Source organism: Jiulongibacter sp. NS-SX5 (assembly GCF_052828545.1).
Window position 1 is genome coordinate 1,182,924 of sequence record NZ_CM128248.1, and the last position, 16,572, is coordinate 1,199,495.

Genomic DNA, 16,572 nt, shown 5'->3' on the forward strand with positions numbered 1-16,572 from the left:
TGAGCGATTATTTATTCCTTACAGTTATGGCAGAAACGATAGAAAATAACATAAAACCTTGAGACTAATAATTGCACTACAAAGTTTTTAATTTTACGTCTTCTTCTATCAAATGGACATTACTCTCTTACAAAAGGCAAACAAAGAAGCAAGAAAACTGAAGAACATTTCAGTCGGTGATTTTGCTCTTAAAAACCCTGAACGCTGGCCTTCAGAGTTCCTAAGGCTAGTTTTAGGACAGTATGCTTTTTTAGAGAAACTCAAAAAGAAGCTACCAAAATGGGCAGAAAATCCAGACATTTTGGGGGCTTCATTGGTGAATATTGAGCAGTCTTCCTCAGGAGAGACCGCAGAACATAAATTCAGAAATGAATCAGGAGAGCTTGCTGCAGATCTTACAGGTGGCTTTGGAATAGACTCGTATTTTTTAGCTCAGAAGTTCAAAAGCGTTCATTACTGCGAGCCTAATACAGAGCTATATACCATTGTCAAGCATAATTTTGAGGCTCTGGGTATTGATAATGTGATTTACCATAACTGTACAGCTGAAGAGTTTTTGGATCAAAATCTGTCTGGCTTAGATCTCATATTTCTAGATCCTGATCGCCGATCTGAAAAGAGCTCAAAATTAGTCAGGATAGAAGATTGTAGTCCTAATCTTTTAGAGATTAACAATACACTATTAAATAAGGCGGCTAAATTTCTGGTCAAATATTCACCTTTGTTAGACATTCAGTTGGCGATAAATAGTCTTAATGCCGTAACTGAGGTAGAGATTATAGCCGTCAAAAATGATGTAAAAGAGCTTATCTTCAGCCTTCAGCAAACAAAAGAACCTGTTGAGATATCTTTACAATGCTTCAATTTCACGGATACAGAAAGGCAGCAATTTGACTTTAGTCTGCAACAAGAAAAAAATGCTCAGGTTAGTTTTGGAGAGCCACAGTCCTTCCTTTATGAACCCAATGCTGCCATCATGAAGGCCGGAGCTTTCAAGAGTATAGCAAACCAATTTAACCTTTTGAAGCTCGCTTCAAACTCCCATTTTTACACTTCAGATCAGTTGATCAATAATTTCCCAGGAAAGATTCTAAAAATACATCAAATCTATTCTGCTAATTCTAAGGAGCTTAAGAAGTTAAAGGGTGAGAAGTTCAATATTATTTCAAGAAACTTCCCCGCTAAACCCGAAACTTTAAAGAAGAAGTATCGTCTAATAGATGGTGGCGATCGCTTTTTGGTGTTCACTCAGAATCACAAAAACGAGAAGATCGTCGTATCTTGCACAAGAAATTTTGACCTAAATACATGAAAAAACAAGCACTGATTATTCTTTTTGGAGCCATTGCTCTGGCTTCACCATCATTTGCCCAGCATATTTTAAAGAGTGATTTCCTTTACCAGGATGAGATACATACATCACATTATATGTACATCAGATCTGAAGCGAAAACTGTAGAAAGCGATTGGGAAACTTACCTGAGCAAACTTGGGAAAGTGGATAATTCTAAAGGCGAAATCACTGTCGATAAAATCAAGTCTGGTGGCTTAAGCAGCTATCTGGATAAAGTAGTGAGTATTGTTGTAGACAATAAAGACTTTGTGGTCATCAATACGCTTTTCCTTGATGAGAATGGCAAATCGCTGGATGATGCTCAGTTTGATCATGAAGCCTTGGATAAGCTCTTCTATGATTTCTATGATCTGGCTTATTTCAATGAGGAAGTTCGTATGGCTGAGACAGACCTGGCCTGGGCCGAGGATTTAAAGGATGTTGCCGAAAAAAATAAAGGAAAAGCAGAAAGATCCCTTGAAGCCAATATCAGAGCCCAGGAAAGGTTGGGTAAGAAAATAGATAAAAGCCCTGAAGAGCTAAGCAAAGTGATTCAGAAAAAGGATGCCGTATTTCAGGAATTACTAAAATCTGAGGTAGAAGAAGAAACAGAAGAGCTACAGGAAGAGGTAGAAAAACAAGAAAAGAAGCTTGTAAAAATTAAGGATAAGAAAGAACGTGATGCAGACAAACTACAAAAGCGTGAAGAGGAATTCCCTGAGCTCACAGATAAACTTTTTGCTGCACGAGAAGCATTAGAAAAGGCTGTTCAAGTAGTAGAAAGCAAGAAATTAGTCTTGCAGGAATTGAAAGCCAAATAGGCTACTTCAGCTTAAACTTTTTGCCCGGCAGGGCCTTAACAGCCTCCTGAAACTCCAGATTGAGTAGTAAGGAGGCTAGTTTGTTTAGAGGGATATTTGATTCAAAACTCAGGTCATCTATCAAACATTCACCTTTATCTCTGAGTAATGCCAGTATTTTGCTCTCGTCATCTGTTAACTGAGTCAAGTCCAGCTCGGCTTTTCGTAAGACTTCACTTTTTTGCTCATCAAATTCCCAGTTCATGTCTTTGATCATTGCCTTAACAGAGGTGAATATCTTCGCTTTATTTCTTTTGATGAGGTTATTAGGTCCTTCTGAATATGTTTGATTGATGTTACCGGGCACAGCATACACTTCCCGATGATAATTATTGGCATATTCTGCCGTAACCAGACCTCCTCCCCGAGCTGCAGACTCTACGATGATAGTGACATCACTTAATGCCGCTATTATGCGGTTTCGGGCTATAAACTGAGGTCCCACAGGTACATTATCATTCCTGTTTTCAGAAACCAAGGCACCATTTTGAATGATATCACCTACATATTTTCGGTGTGCAGCCGGATAAATCTGGTCCAGTCCTCCAGCCATTACAGCTATGGTAGAAAGTCCATTTTTTACTGCTGCCTTATGTGCGGCTATATCTATTCCATAGGCCAGACCACTTACTACACAGACGTTTTGAGCTTTCAGCCCAGCTACTATCTCCTCAGTGATTTCTTTACCATAATCAGTAGCTTTTCGGGTGCCTACTATGCCAATAGTTCTGGCACTATTTAGGTCTGAATTACCCGACACAAACAATAATGGAGGGGCATCATACAAACCTTTAAATCTCAAGGGGTAAGCTTCATCCGTGAAACTGATGATCCTGTAGCCTTTCTTTTCTGAGTCTTTGAGCAACTTCTCAGCAGAGGGTAAATACTCTGTGGCTTTCTGAATTTTCTTGAGGTTACCCTTCCCTACTCCCTGTACTTTTTGTAATTGACCTGCCGGTGCTTCTAATACCTCTTTGGCAGAGCCAAAATAGCTTACCAAATGCCTAAATAAAACGCCACCCACGCCATCGGCTTCTTTGAGGGCCAGTTTATACACTAAATCTTCTTGCATGGATTACTCTTTGCCACGTAGCCTCACCAAAACTTCACGTAAATTTTTAAGGCGACTGATCACCTCTTCGTTTCGGTTTTGCTCGTCTTTTCTTCGTTTAAGTTGCTCTTTGGCTCCTTGTAGTGTGTAATTGTCTTCCTTGACCAGGGCTATGATCTTACCCAGTTTCCTGATATCTTTTTTGCTGTAGGCCTTATTCTTACCTACGGTTTTGATCTTCAGATTAAACTCTGCTTCATAATACCGTATTTTCGATGGAGCCACTTCAAAATGGTCTGCCACCTCTTCTGTTGTATAATAAAGCTTTAGGTCTTTCATGTGAAGAAATTAATGCACTACTACGCCTTTCGACTCCAAATCTACAACGAATTGACGGAACTTGTCTGCCGTTTTAGCCTCCTTCTCCATTGGGTTATCGCTCACAAAGAGATTTTGAAGGTTTTCTAATTTTTTTAGCAATTCCGGCACCTCACTCAAATCATTATTAGAAATATCTAACTCATAAAGCTCAGTAAGCTCCGCAATATGAGGCGGCAGGGACTCAAATCTATTATAACCGATATCCAGGTAGCTGAGATTAGAGCTAAAATCCGGCAAATCAGTTAACTTATTATGATGTGCATATAAGGTGCTTAGGTCGATCAAGGTAGATAGTTCATCGGGTAGTTTCCACAGACGATTATTGCTCACAGCCAGCGTTTTTAACTTCTGGAGCTTTGCAATGGAAGGTGGAATGAAGTTCAATGCGTTATAATACAGGTCCAGTTCTTCAAGGTTCTCAAATTGCTCCAATCCCTGAGGATACTTTAATAATTCAGCATTATAAAGGTTTATCGACTTTAAAGCCGGCATTGGTCTGAAATCCTGCTGCTCCAGATTTGTCAGAAAATTATTACCGATCAAAAGGTCTGAAAGATTCTTCAATCGATGAATGTGAGCGGGCAGCTGGTCCATGCTGTTATACTGCATATTCAAAGAAACCAGCGTATTATTCTTCCTGAAATGAAAACTTTTGTTACCGAGAAGGTTTCTACTGACATTGACATGGGTCAAATGCTTCATTTTCCACAGTTTCCTCGGCAACTCTTCCAATAAGTTTCGACTTACATTCAGCTCCTCCAAATAAGTCAAATCGAATATATCTTCCGGGAAATCCTTTAGCTTTTGAGAAGACAAATCTAGTTTTTTGACAGTTTCAGGAGAAGCGGCCTTTGCTTCTGCAATTGAATAAAAGACACCTGCTTCAAGCTTTGGTTCTATAGGCTTTAGCCGATATGAAAGTGGGTAGAACTCTGAGTTAAGCGAGATACTATTCATTCGGTATTGCTCAGCAAATGCATGCAAAATAGTCCGAAGTTTAGATTCCAGATCGCCGGGGTAATTATCATCATAACGAACCCGATAGCTGTCTTCGCTTTCCCCCATCACCGTTTCACGGGTCATATATAGAATGCTTTTGATTAACCCATCAGAACCTAATTCTACTGAAATATTGAGCTGTAGATCACTATTATACTCTTCAAAATCAAGATCTCTTTGCAGAGCAAAAACCTTTAGGCTTTGCCATATTTTATTTCTGGAAGGGCCATTCCACTGTCCATAGGTCGTACTCCTGCCTCTTAACTTTCTGATGGTCGCAAGATCAACAACCCCATTTTTCAGCTCGTATTGCTCCAGATTCATGACTTCAACCTGGGCGGAGCAGGTAAGACTTAACAGAAATAAAAGAACTGAAATACGGAACATACAGGAATGGTGGCTCAATCAAATAATTAACGCCTGACAACTACTTTAGATTCCCAAAAACGCTACTTAACCATGGCTGAACGCTTTTCCATTGCCAGTTTAAATTCCTCAAATTTTTGCATTTCAGTACTTTCGTTTTCAAATGGATTCCCACCAATAAATACAGTATTTAATTGTGAAAGCTGGCTCAACTCTTTCGGCATCTCATACAGTCTACAATTAGAAAAATCGATTTCTCGCAAGTTTTTTAACTTCAAAACGGAGGTTGGTAATTCTTCAAATAAATTATAACCCAAATCGAGGTGAATTACTGATTCAGACAATGATGGTATACTCTTGATTTTGTTATGGTGAGCATAGAGCTTTTCTAAACCCTTTAAATCACCAATTTCATCTGGTAACTTCCACATTCCATTAAAACTTAAAGCTACTATTCTAAGATTCTGAAATTTAGAAAGATCGACACCAATTGATCTCAGGTTATTATAATACAAATCAAGCTCTTCAAGGTTTGAAAGTCTGATCAATTGCCTCGGCAATTTTGATATCGCTGAATTATAAAGGTTTAAATTCTTAATAGAAGCTCTTTTTTTGATTTTCTGAAACTCAAAATCGGTGAGGAAGTTATTGCCTGCAAAAAGATCCTCAACAGTCTTAAGCTTATGTACGCGTTTGGGCAGTTGAGTAAAATAATTGTATTGAAAGTTAAGGGTCTTGATACTCTTATTTCTTTTTAAACGAAGGCTATTATTCGTCAATTCGTTTTTTGAGAGATTTACAGATTTGAGTTTTTTTAATCTCCAAAGTTTTTTGGGTACTTCAGTTAAATAATTATTAGAGAGGTTTAATGACTGTAACTCTGAAAATTGAAATATCTCTTTAGGAACCGCTTTCAATTGATAGTCAGATAAGTCAATTTTAGTCGTAGTATCCGCTAAACCAATTAAATAAGCCACTGCCGCTTCCGGCGTTTTAGATGTGTATCTGAAGTTATTAAAGTGCAATGAAAGTATCTTGTCCTCAGGATGTATTTGTTCATAATTAAAAGAGTTGACAGTCGGAATTAGAATGTTTTGAAGTTTCTTGACTTCTTTCTCGGTAAAGGTGATTGGTTCATAATCAATGCGACCTTCTCCCAGATTCATTTTTTGAGCTCTATACAGAATTAAATCCGGTTTAAAATTATCATTTAGCTGTACCAACAGCCATAGACTAACTCTTTCACTAAAATTTTCAAGAAATGAGTGCCTCCCAAGTGTTTTTTGAATTTTATGGTTAAACACAAAAGTTTTCATTTTGGCAACAGTGCCTTCTTCCTCTATCCTTATACTTTGACTTGAAGCTAACCTCTCTGCAGCTTTCTCTCCATTTTGAAGGTTATATTCTTCAAAAGACATAAAAGAGAATTGTGCTTGGATAGAGTAAAAGGAGAAAAGGCATGCGATAAGAAGAATGGATTTTTTCATGAGTTGAATGTTTTGATTTTCAATATAACTAAATAAATAGTTGAAATCGTATATACATTCATCTAAATAAAAAGAACTCCACGTTTAAATAGCACATATTTCTCACGCGGATAGAGTAAAGCTGTTAAGAGTTAACTTTTCAAAACAATTCCCAATTCTTTCGTCAAGCCTTTTATAAACCCTATTTTTGCGTCGTTTTTCGAAAAAATAAGACGAGTAGACCAAAATGGCTGCTCTTATAAAGTACAAACGCAATATGACCTCTCACGAGATTCGCAAAGCATTCCTTGATTTCTTTGTTTCAAAACAACACCTGATTGTCCCTTCGGCCCCTTTGGTGGCCAAAAATGACCCTACCCTGATGTTCCAAAACTCAGGTATGGCTCAGTTTAAAGATTTCTTTTTGGGAAATGCCACGCCGCCATCTACCCGAATTGCGGATACACAAAAATGTCTGAGAGTAAGCGGAAAGCATAATGACCTGGAGGAAGTAGGTTTTGATACCTATCACCATACCATGTTTGAGATGCTGGGCAACTGGTCATTTGGTGACTATTTCAAAACAGAAGCACTTCACTGGGCTTATGAATTACTCACCGATGTATTCAAACTACCGAAAGACCGTCTCTATGTTTCTGTTTTTGAGGGGGACAAAAAGGATAATGTTCCTTTTGATCAGGAGGCTTTTGATATCTGGAAAAACATTTTAGGCTCAGACGAACGCATTATCTACGGAAATAAAAAAGACAATTTCTGGGAAATGGGTGATGTAGGTCCGTGTGGGCCTTGTTCTGAGATTCATATTGACCTAAGACCCGAAGAAGAGATAGCGAAGGTTCCTGGTAAGGACTTGGTGAACGCAGATCACCCTCAGGTGGTAGAAATCTGGAACGTGGTATTCATGCAGTTTGAGCGTAGAGCAGATGGTTCTTTGGATGTTCTGGAAGACAAGTGCATCGATACCGGAATGGGCTTTGAGCGTCTCTGTATGGCTATTCAGGGCAAACAGTCGAATTACGATACTGATATTTTCCAGAACACTATTCAGGTGCTGGAGAAAATGAGTGGCCTGAAGTACGGAGCCAATGGCACACTTTCTTCTGAAAATTACGGAGATGTGGCCATGCGTGTGGTGGCAGATCATATCAGAGCTGTGGCTTTTGCTATTACAGATGGACAGTTACCATCTAATAATGGTGCAGGGTATGTGATCCGAAGAATTCTGAGGAGAGCCATTCGCTATGGTTACTCATACCTGAATTTTAAAGAACCATTTATGAGTGTGCTGGTGCCGGTTTTAGCAGAGCAATTCAAAGATGTCTTCCCTGAGCTGAAGCAACAGGAGGAGTTTGTCACCAAAGTAATTGAAGAAGAAGAGAAAACGTTCTTACGTACGCTTGATCTAGGTCTGAAAAGACTGGATCAACTCTTTGCGGCAGATGCCGGTCAAAAGGAAATTGACGGAAAAACAGTATTTGAACTGTCTGACACCTATGGTTTCCCGGTGGATTTAACAGCTCTTATAGCTCGTGAAAAAGGATTCAAAATTGATGAAGAAGGTTTCAAGAAAGAGCTACAAAAGCAAAAAGAACGTAGCCGTAAAGATGCCACCAAAGAAGCTGCCGACTGGTTTGAGGTCAATGAACTCGATAACCCAAGTTATATAGGTTATGATCATCAGGAAGCTGAAACCAGCCTGGTGCAGTACCGTAAGGTAAAAACCAAAAAGGGTCAGGAATTCCATGTGGTATTGGCAGAAACGCCTTTTTATGCCGAAATGGGTGGGCAAGTTGGTGATACCGGGGTGCTCACATTTACTACCGACAAAACCTCTTTTGACTTACAAGTAGTGGACTGTCAATTGGAGGCTGGTTTGCATGTGCATGTGGTTAAGAAAGCTCCTTTTGAAGACATCAGTATTGAGGACTTAAGAGCCGCTAAGGTTCAGGCTAAAATAGATACTCAAAGACATAGCAATATCATTAAAAACCACTCAGCTACGCACTTAATGCTTGCTGCATTACGTGAGGTGCTGGGTGATCACATTGTACAGCGTGGGTCTTACCAAAACGATGAAGTCACTCGTTTTGACTTCTCGCACTTCTCAAAAGTGACCGACGAAGAACTACAGAAAGTAGAGGATATCGTAAACGAGAAAATCAGACAGAATATCAAGCTGGATGAACGCCGTAATGTAGCAATAGATGAAGCTATGAAACTCGGTGCCACGGCTACTTTTGGTGAAAAGTATGGCGATTTTGTACGCGTCATCATCTTTGACCCTAAGTTCTCCATAGAGCTTTGTGGTGGTAATCACGTGCCGGCCACTGGAGAGATTGGTCTTTTTAAATTCACTTCTGAGGGTTCTGTTTCTGCGGGTGTAAGACGTGTGGAAGCTGTAACAGGTATTAAAGCTCTGGAAAGACTGAGAGAACAAGAGGCTATCATTACAGAATTGAAAGCTGTAATGAAGTCACCACAGGATTTAGTAGCCAGCGTTAAGGCCCTTCAGGAAGAAAAAGCAGCTCTGCAAAAGAAAGTAGAGGCTTTGGAGAATGAGAAACTTCAAAACGTCAAACTGGATCTACTGAAAACAGTAGAAGATAAGAATGGTGCTCAGGTAATTGCCGCCATAGTGGCTGTACCGAATGCAGATGGACTAAAGCAATTGGCCTATGACCTCAAAGCCAAGTTAGAAAAGCCATTCATCGTTTTAGGAACAGAAGTGAATAGCAAACCACTCCTGGCCGTTATGATAGATGATAGCCTCCTTAGTGATACACTTCATGCCGGAAAAATTGTCAAAGAAGCAGCCAAAGAAATGCGTGGCGGCGGTGGCGGCCAGCCACACTTCGCCACTGCCGGCGGCTCGGATGCCACAGGATTAGAGAAGGCGATTGAGAAGGCGGTGAGTTTTCTTTAAGAGATAGCACATTTTAGACTATAAAAAGCCGGGGCGTGAGTCTCGGCTTTTTTAAGTTCATTCCTAGAAAGACTGGTTAAGATCTTTTAGACGCCAAGAATAGAGTCAATAACTTCTCAAGTTATTAATCTAGTAAATTGAATTATAAGTTAAATTTAAGTCTAGAAGATCCCTCAAACAAATGAAGTATTTAGATTTATTTTTTTCCACTGAACTTCAAAGTGATGAATTAATTAAGAACCTAGAGAATTATCTAAGCCCATATGAAGACAAATTTTTAGGAGAATTTTGTGAGAAATTTCCTGAATATAAAATTCCTAAGATTCAAATATTATTTACTCGAAATATATGGCAAAGTATTAACGAATTCTATCTGCAACATGAAATAAAGTATGCAAAATTAAAGCCGAAAGGCCTTGACCATTTGTTTAAGATAGAGTCGTATGCTGGAGAAACAAAATTCTTCTGGTCAATCAATTATCTATCTGAAGAGGTAATTCCAGTGATTTTTAAAGGTATAATTGAAAATATTATTGGGGATTATCTTAGAAACAACTTTAACATTGATCAAAAATTAGAATTTAATAAAGGAATCAAGTTTGCAACTGACTTTTTGTTTCGGTCATGGCTCCTTGAAAAAATAACTAGATCTAAATCTGATCTAATTATCACTGTAGATGAAGAACTAATTACCTCCTTCGATGACTTCACATTTGCATTTAAAAAAAATATTAAGGACTTACACTATCAGTATCAAACTGATCAAAATAATAATTATTTTCTTTCGAACTCATTCTTGGAATTAGAGCTATGGGTTCGAAGAATACTTCAATATAGATCAAGTGATAACCTTTCGGGTTTTGACGAGTTCGAATTTGAGATATTTGAGATTTTAAACTGTCTTGAAATGTCTTCAGAAGACATTTCAAACATAAGTGAGGATATATCTTTACGAAACCAAACACTAATACTTCAGGTCTTAAAAAAATGCGACATTGAAGTTTACGATACCCCCCAGAGAGAAAGAGTTGGAACAGGTTTTAAAATAACTGAAGGGCCGAAAAATCTATTTCCAACTTTAATTGATACCCATCCCAGAATTTTAGCATTCCTTGATATTTTGGGATTCAAGGCATTGATTAATGAATATGAAACCGAAAAATCCTCGATGGTTCTGAAAGAATTAAAAAACACTTTTGACTTGGCAGTAAGTACGACCTTCAAACACCTAGCGTTAGCCCTCGATCAAGAGATTATTAAAAATCTCGAGCATAGGATGTTTTCAGATTGTATTGTGATTTCAATTCCATATATCGAGTTTGAGGTTGATATAAAGATTGGGTTTCTGAATATGGCAATTATTCTCAACGTTTTTCAACAAACCTTCATGAAAGCAGGTTTCTACCTAAGAGGACATGTAACAATAGGTTCATATTATTCTGATGATAATATGCTTTTTTCTGGTGCTCTTGTAGAAGCCTATCAGAACGAAAGTTCAACTATTTTTCCAATTGTTTCCATCAACCAAAAAATCTATGACAAACTCATAAAAAAGTCAAGTTATGACATCTTATTACCCTCCTCTCAAAAGATGATAATTAAACATAATGTTGGAAAAACACGAAACAATATAGTTTTAAATCCATTGTTTATTCAAGATATGTATGAAGGCTTGGATTCGATTGTCCATAAAACTTTGAAGACAGAAGCTATTTTGAACGGAATCAATTTGGGCTCTTCCACTAAAAATTTAATTCGAGACCATATGAGAAATAGTTTAATGCCTGACTTACAAAAAGAAATGGAGAAGGAAAGAGAGGCTATACTGGGACAGTTATTGAAAAAGCACGAAGAACAAATTTCTTATTTAAATAATCCAAATAATGACTCTGAAACTAAAACCTTGGCTAGTAGTATTATAAAGAAATACGAATTTCTCATCGAGCTTTTTAAATGGAGAATAAACCCAATGGCCTCGGAAAATTTCCAATATGTGCAGTTGACGGATGTTTAGCTATTGCTTCTCTAATTCACAAAGTATTTTCTTTTCTGTGCAAAATCCACCCTTGAAGTCTTCTCGACTTCTAAACGAATGTCTAACGGTTTTCTCAGAGAGACTGCTTTAGATCTAGAATCACCTTCTTATAGCTAAAAGATCAAGAAAAGCTCTCGTTAAATATAACAATCCCCAATCTTCATACGTATGACTTCGTAAAAGATATTTAAAAGCTACCATTAGAAAAGATATCTCATTAAACAGCGAAAACAATACCCATGAAACTGTCCTCGATCTTTCTATTCACCGCCATTGCCGTCTTTTTGACCAATTGGACCGAAACTGATGATGTTGAAACCAATGTAATCATCAAAAACTGTTAAGACTATAATCGTGAGGTGCCATTTATAGTGAATGAAGATTCCCTCCCATATTATTATGTTGAACCAGAGCTTACACTAAGAGATAAGGGTGATATTTTGGCTGATACCCTCAAGCTTTATTCTTTTAATATCGATGAAGACCGAATCATGACCTGCACGGCCAGTAATCATCAAACTGAGTTAATTCTTCAACTCGAGATTAAAGGAATATTGCCTGGCAAACAACTTCTGTTGAAGAAAATGCTTGAGGCTCAAAAGGAGATTTCAAGAAGATTCAAGCAAACGTCTTGAGACCTACTCCACCTTCAAATACTTCTCAATATTATATTGTTTCAGTCCTTGTTCAGGGATTTCTTCGATGCCTTGTTGAATAAGTGTATCCCCATCCAGACTTAGTTGAAAATGAAAAGAGTGCCCCTCCCACTCTCTGGAGGTACAGTATTCCAGATTTTCTGTATAGTCCGTTCCATTTAGGGTATACGTACCACCTCCAGAAAAATAAATTGCATAAGTGCTATCCTTACCATGTTCAAGATCATGACGCAAAAAAGCAAAATGGCTATCATTGATGATTTTAATGAAGGATTGATCAGTAGTATAATCGGTGACCGTAGTATCACCATTCACGATCAATGTACCGGTCTGTAGCTTCCAGGTGCCTTGAATCTCCAACTCTTCTTTAGATTTAGATGATTCACAGGCATAAAAAAGGCTTACAATAACAGCCAAATAGAGGGGGTAGGTTTTCATAAGTAAAGCTTTAAAAAAGCAATATCGTCAATTGTAATTTTGAAAAGCAAACATATAAGGAGTAACATAAATCTATCGCTGCTCTCTGATAAGAATAAACTCTCAAAATGAAACCGCCCTTGCATCTCTTAGTCCATGCCGAACTACCGTTTGCTCTGCAAAAGTTTGAACTAATAACTTTGCCAATGATTTGATAGACAGCAGCACCCCATAAAGACTTTACACGCATTTTTTAATTAAATTGTGATCTCAAAGTCTAAACTCCCAATCATGACAGAAAACTATTCAAGCTTATCATTACAAGAACTTCAGGAGGAACAAAAGAAAATCAAAAAGTCTGAAATGTACTCTGCTGCAGCCATTGGAGGTCTGGTAGGAATAGCCCTCTATGCCATTTTTACAGGAGGATTTAATCTGGTCGCTGTTGGTATTCCAGCTGGCTTAATTTATTTGATCACTCGCAACTCTAAAAAATCAAAGGATAAGGCTAATGCTATCAAAGAGGAGATTGCAAGACGCTCGTAGCAGACTTATGCGATTGCACTCTACACAGATATCTTTACCATTCACAGTTGAGATTATACCAACCAGTCATTTGAAAAAATACAGCATTGGATGTTTTGTACTTTAGTATTGAAGAGCAAACAAATCACAACCAATGAAGCTTAAATCATTCTTACTCTGCATCAGCATCTCCCTTTATTACCTTCCTACATTCGCTCAGGATGTTAATGGAAGTCAAGATCATGAGATCATAGGGCGTTACCCCGGTTCTACTATCAAATATTATTATACCAAGGAATATGCTGAACTGGATTTTCCGCAGGAAATCAAAGACGCCGAACCCTCTAAAATAGTCACGGGTAAAGGGAAACACACCTCAATTCTTTATGAAGCTCCAACTAATGTGTCGCCACTTGAGATTTTCAGAAATTACGAGTCGGCTATCAAAAATGGGAAAGGTACGCTACTTTTTAGCTGTAAAGGCAAATATGCCCCAGATGGCTGCGATGACTACAAAAAGTTTTATGGTCTTAAATTCTTCAATGCCAATTACTACGAAAAAAGACATAATAATACCGACCAGTACATCTTACTGAATGGCAGCGATGACCAAGCCTTCCTATTAGGCATTTTTGAAAACGCCACCACTAAAATCTATGTAGAAGTAGGTATCGATGGTAACTCTTTTGGTGATAAGCCCGGCATACAAGTTGAAATTTTGGAAGAAGCCAAAATGAAAGATGGATTGATCACCTCTGCCTTGTTTGAGGAAGAAATGGATATGAATGGAAAAATTGCCCTTTACGGCATCCTCTTTGAAACTGGCAAGGCAACCCTTAAAGATGAATCAAAACATGAGCTTTCTTTGGTGGTAGAATACCTCCAAAAATACCCGAATATCAATATTTATGTGGCAGGCCATACAGATGATACTGGGTCATTAGACCTAAATATGGAGCTTTCTCAGCAGCGTGCAGAAGCTGTGATTACCTATTTGACTGACCAAGGGGTAAATCAAAACAGAATGCATGCGAATGGCGTAGGACCTTTCGCCCCAGTCACCACCAATGAAACCGAGGAAGGCAAAAAGCTAAACCGTAGGGTGGAGATTGTGAAAAGATTGAGGTAACAAGGTGTAAAAATATAACCCTCCTAATATTCAATTTGATATAATCATAAAAGATCAAAATCCCTGAGTCAACCTTAAGGATGTTCGTTTTCATTCTTCCGAATTTTGCACAAAGATTCAGAGCGAATGAATATCAATTACCAACTCACAGACAGAGGTTTAGCTACAAACTTACAATCGGTAAGAGCCCGTGTAAGATTTGCAGTTTCGGCATTCTACTTTTTTCAGGGACTGTGTTTTGCCTCGTGGGCAAGCCGTATTCCAGATATCAAGTCTGCATTGATGCTTTCTGACGGAGCCATGGGTTCTATACTTTTTGCTTTGCCTGCGGGTCAAATGCTCACCATGCCTTTTTCAGGTTATTTGGCCAGCACGTATGGTAGTAAAAAAATCATGCACTTTGCTCCGCCAATGTATGCCTTGGCAATGGTATTGCTCTCGCTAGCCACTAGTCCGGTTCAGTTGGCCATTGCTCTCTTTATTTTTGGTATTACTGGTAATATCAGCAATATCGCCATCAATACTCAGGCTGTGGTAGCAGAGAAGATGTACCGCAGACCAATTATGGCCTCTTTTCATGGATCATGGAGTTTGGCGGGTTTTGCAGGAGCTTTAATAGGCTTGTTAATGGGCGTTCTTCAATTATCACCCATGTATCACTTCATGATGGTGGCTGTGGTGGCTATAGGTTCTACTATTCTCAATTCTCATTACCTACTCGCCGATGTGAGCAGCCCTGCCGAGAAGAAGAAGTTCTTTACCAAACCCGATGGCTTTTTACTCTCCCTGGGTGTTATCGGTTTCTTTGCCATGTCATGTGAGGGTGCCATGTTTGACTGGAGTGGTGTTTATTTCAAAGACGTTCTGGGTGCCACAGGCGGGCTGGTTACCTTAGGCTACGCCAGCTTTATGATCATGATGACTAGCGGCAGATTTGTAGGAAATAAAGTCATTGCCAAATTTGGTCAAAAAAGACTCATGCAAATCAATGGTGCCTTAATAGCGGTAGGCTTATTGATAGCCGTTGTATATCCTACCATTCCTACGGCAGTAATTGGTTTCCTGATGGTTGGCTTCGGTGTTTCTACCAATATTCCCATTGTATTTAGCATGACTGGGTCTCATAAAGGAATGCCGCCAAGTAAGGCTTTAGCAGCTGTATCCAGCATCAGTTATCTAGGCTTTTTACTCGGGCCTCCTATGATCGGCTATATTTCTGAAGTCTTTAATCTACGTATCTCCTATTTACTCATTGCCGTTTTTGGTGTAATGATTAGTCTTCTGGTTTCCAGAATGAAAGTAATGAAGTAGCTTAAGTTAGTTGGGGCAGGCTCTTTTTTTAGGTTTGTAAAGACTCTATTTAACTTAAGGCGTCTTTTCTAACTTTGATCTCATGATCACAGCATTTATAGAGCATACGTTGACTGTTGAAGGTGAACAATACTTTGACAAGTGGATAATTCAAGAAAGAGAAAGACTTCAACATTTTCAAGGATTTGAGGGTATTGAAAGAGTCAGCGATATTCAAAATCCTGAGCGAATCCTTCTATTTTTAAGATTTGACACGGTAGAAAATCTTAAGAACTGGTCAAAAAGTGCAGAGCATGGAGAACTCTTGGCAAATCTTCAAAAATTTATGAAAGCCAAGCCTATCAGCCAGCTCTTGAAAACGTAGAATAAGTTTTCTTCCATGTTTTAACTAGTACATTTGAGTCAACAGATTGGCTTTATTTATATTCATTGCTGATCAATTAATGTTTGTCAAACAGCATGCTTTAGGCTTGAAATATTTTATTCTCATTCTACATTTTTTGATGGTGTGCAGTTTCAATTGCAAAGCAGACTCACCCATCACTTCTACGCATTTTTTTAAAGCCTATGAGGATGAATGCATTGTTCAGAAAGCCGCTGCGGCAGATGGTGTACTCACGCTGGAAATCATGGAGTTCATGGCCAATGATACCAATAGAGCAGACCTCAAACTAGCTGCCTTAAACAGGTTAGTTTATGACCAATATGAGCCAAGGTTATCTCAACTTTTTCTCTCTTACTTCACTTCGCAGCAGTTCTTTATAGATGAAGAAGACTTTACAAATAATGCACCTGCGGATCTTTTGATCTGCTATGCCTATTTGATGGCTTTTGAAGATAGAAACCTCAAAAATGCTATTGCCTTTGCTCGTTCTGCATCATGGAGGAGCCAAAAGAGTTATACCATCCATATGGTGGCAGCCCTAATAGAATCAACCAAATACCTCCGCTATGGCGAATATTGCCGCTGTTTTCAAGTGTATTCAAAGGTGAAAGAGAACAAGTCGCTGCGAAAAGACCTCAAACCAGAAGCTGATGATATCATATTTGAATACATGAATTTGTATGAGAAATATTGTGAGGGTTAATTTCTAACTTT

At 38.5% G+C, this 16,572-nt stretch carries 15 protein-coding genes; 10 read left to right on the plus strand and 5 right to left on the minus strand.

The window, feature by feature from the left end; genetic code table 11:
• The first annotated feature begins 112 nt into the window (after window positions 1-112).
• Both ACUXV0_RS05350 and ACUXV0_RS05355 read left to right on the plus strand, forming a co-directional pair.
• Complete coding sequence (locus ACUXV0_RS05350) at window positions 113-1,312, plus strand: class I SAM-dependent methyltransferase (protein WP_446192038.1); 1,200 nt, start codon at window positions 113-115, stop codon at window positions 1,310-1,312.
• Window positions 1,309-2,154 carry a hypothetical protein gene (locus ACUXV0_RS05355; RefSeq protein WP_446192039.1) on the plus strand — a complete coding sequence of 282 codons (846 nt, stop codon included), beginning with the start codon at window positions 1,309-1,311 and terminating at the stop codon, window positions 2,152-2,154. Before ACUXV0_RS05350 ends, ACUXV0_RS05355 begins: the two co-directional genes overlap by 4 nt.
• A 1-nt stretch (window position 2,155) precedes the next feature.
• Here ACUXV0_RS05355 and dprA read toward each other — a convergent pair whose 3' ends face one another.
• The 4 genes from dprA to ACUXV0_RS05375 all read right to left on the minus strand — a co-directional run bounded on the left by dprA (window position 2,156) and on the right by ACUXV0_RS05375 (window position 6,477).
• The gene (gene dprA, locus ACUXV0_RS05360; RefSeq protein WP_446192040.1) at window positions 2,156-3,265 is read right to left on the minus strand and encodes a DNA-processing protein DprA; all 1,110 of its coding nucleotides are present in this window, start codon (window positions 3,263-3,265) and stop codon (window positions 2,156-2,158) included.
• 3 nt (window positions 3,266-3,268) lie between these two features.
• Window positions 3,269-3,583, minus strand: a complete 315-nt coding sequence (locus tag ACUXV0_RS05365) for a MerR family transcriptional regulator (RefSeq protein ID WP_446192041.1) — start codon at window positions 3,581-3,583, stop codon at window positions 3,269-3,271.
• 9 nt (window positions 3,584-3,592) lie between these two features.
• The gene (locus ACUXV0_RS05370) at window positions 3,593-5,011 is read right to left on the minus strand and encodes a leucine-rich repeat domain-containing protein (protein ID WP_446192042.1); all 1,419 of its coding nucleotides are present in this window, start codon (window positions 5,009-5,011) and stop codon (window positions 3,593-3,595) included.
• A 62-nt stretch (window positions 5,012-5,073) separates the two neighbouring features.
• Window positions 5,074-6,477, minus strand: a complete 1,404-nt coding sequence (locus ACUXV0_RS05375) for a leucine-rich repeat domain-containing protein (RefSeq protein WP_446192043.1) — start codon at window positions 6,475-6,477, stop codon at window positions 5,074-5,076.
• Window positions 6,478-6,733: 256 nt separating this feature from the next.
• Here ACUXV0_RS05375 and alaS point away from each other — a divergent pair, with 256 nt between their 5' ends.
• From alaS to ACUXV0_RS05390, 3 genes are all read left to right on the plus strand, one after another.
• A complete protein-coding gene (alaS, locus tag ACUXV0_RS05380) occupies window positions 6,734-9,400 on the plus strand; it encodes an alanine--tRNA ligase (protein ID WP_446192798.1) in 2,667 nt (888 codons plus the stop codon).
• Between the two features lie 181 nt (window positions 9,401-9,581).
• A complete protein-coding gene (locus ACUXV0_RS05385; RefSeq protein WP_446192044.1) occupies window positions 9,582-11,414 on the plus strand; it encodes a hypothetical protein in 1,833 nt (610 codons plus the stop codon).
• Window positions 11,415-11,794: 380 nt separating this feature from the next.
• Window positions 11,795-12,070 (plus strand): hypothetical protein, encoded by a 276-nt coding sequence (locus ACUXV0_RS05390; RefSeq protein WP_446192045.1) that lies wholly within the window; start codon window positions 11,795-11,797, stop codon window positions 12,068-12,070.
• 3 nt (window positions 12,071-12,073) lie between these two features.
• Here the strand turns inward: ACUXV0_RS05390 and ACUXV0_RS05395 are convergent, their stop codons facing one another.
• Window positions 12,074-12,529, minus strand: a complete 456-nt coding sequence (locus ACUXV0_RS05395; protein ID WP_446192046.1) for a hypothetical protein — start codon at window positions 12,527-12,529, stop codon at window positions 12,074-12,076.
• Window positions 12,530-12,799: 270 nt separating this feature from the next.
• Here ACUXV0_RS05395 and ACUXV0_RS05400 point away from each other — a divergent pair, with 270 nt between their 5' ends.
• From ACUXV0_RS05400 to ACUXV0_RS05420, 5 genes are all read left to right on the plus strand, one after another.
• Window positions 12,800-13,054 (plus strand): hypothetical protein, encoded by a 255-nt coding sequence (locus ACUXV0_RS05400; RefSeq protein WP_446192047.1) that lies wholly within the window; start codon window positions 12,800-12,802, stop codon window positions 13,052-13,054.
• Between the two features lie 133 nt (window positions 13,055-13,187).
• Window positions 13,188-14,162, plus strand: coding sequence for an OmpA family protein (locus tag ACUXV0_RS05405; protein WP_446192048.1), 975 nt, complete (start codon window positions 13,188-13,190; stop codon window positions 14,160-14,162).
• Window positions 14,163-14,288: 126 nt separating this feature from the next.
• Entirely contained in the window at window positions 14,289-15,473 is a 1,185-nt protein-coding gene (locus tag ACUXV0_RS05410) for an MFS transporter (protein ID WP_446192049.1), read from the plus strand.
• 82 nt (window positions 15,474-15,555) lie between these two features.
• Window positions 15,556-15,837, plus strand: coding sequence for an antibiotic biosynthesis monooxygenase family protein (locus ACUXV0_RS05415; protein ID WP_446192050.1), 282 nt, complete (start codon window positions 15,556-15,558; stop codon window positions 15,835-15,837).
• A 46-nt stretch (window positions 15,838-15,883) separates the two neighbouring features.
• Window positions 15,884-16,561 carry a hypothetical protein gene (locus tag ACUXV0_RS05420; RefSeq protein ID WP_446192051.1) on the plus strand — a complete coding sequence of 226 codons (678 nt, stop codon included), beginning with the start codon at window positions 15,884-15,886 and terminating at the stop codon, window positions 16,559-16,561.
• Window positions 16,562-16,572 lie beyond the last annotated feature (11 nt).

Bases quoted from the DNA above. Each gene is read 5' to 3' on its own strand.
- ACUXV0_RS05350 (WP_446192038.1), top strand. From the start codon at position 113: ATGGACATTACTCTCTTACAAAAGGCAAACAAAGAAGCAAGAAAACTG.
- ACUXV0_RS05355 (WP_446192039.1), top strand. From the start codon at position 1,309: ATGAAAAAACAAGCACTGATTATTCTTTTTGGAGCCATTGCTCTGGCT.
- dprA (WP_446192040.1), bottom strand. From the start codon at position 3,265: ATGCAAGAAGATTTAGTGTATAAACTGGCCCTCAAAGAAGCCGATGGC.
- ACUXV0_RS05365 (WP_446192041.1), bottom strand. From the start codon at position 3,583: ATGAAAGACCTAAAGCTTTATTATACAACAGAAGAGGTGGCAGACCAT.
- ACUXV0_RS05370 (WP_446192042.1), bottom strand. From the start codon at position 5,011: ATGTTCCGTATTTCAGTTCTTTTATTTCTGTTAAGTCTTACCTGCTCC.
- ACUXV0_RS05375 (WP_446192043.1), bottom strand. From the start codon at position 6,477: ATGAAAAAATCCATTCTTCTTATCGCATGCCTTTTCTCCTTTTACTCT.
- alaS (WP_446192798.1), top strand. From the start codon at position 6,734: ATGACCTCTCACGAGATTCGCAAAGCATTCCTTGATTTCTTTGTTTCA.
- ACUXV0_RS05385 (WP_446192044.1), top strand. From the start codon at position 9,582: ATGAAGTATTTAGATTTATTTTTTTCCACTGAACTTCAAAGTGATGAA.
- ACUXV0_RS05395 (WP_446192046.1), bottom strand. From the start codon at position 12,529: ATGAAAACCTACCCCCTCTATTTGGCTGTTATTGTAAGCCTTTTTTAT.
- ACUXV0_RS05400 (WP_446192047.1), top strand. From the start codon at position 12,800: ATGACAGAAAACTATTCAAGCTTATCATTACAAGAACTTCAGGAGGAA.
- ACUXV0_RS05405 (WP_446192048.1), top strand. From the start codon at position 13,188: ATGAAGCTTAAATCATTCTTACTCTGCATCAGCATCTCCCTTTATTAC.
- ACUXV0_RS05410 (WP_446192049.1), top strand. From the start codon at position 14,289: ATGAATATCAATTACCAACTCACAGACAGAGGTTTAGCTACAAACTTA.
- ACUXV0_RS05415 (WP_446192050.1), top strand. From the start codon at position 15,556: ATGATCACAGCATTTATAGAGCATACGTTGACTGTTGAAGGTGAACAA.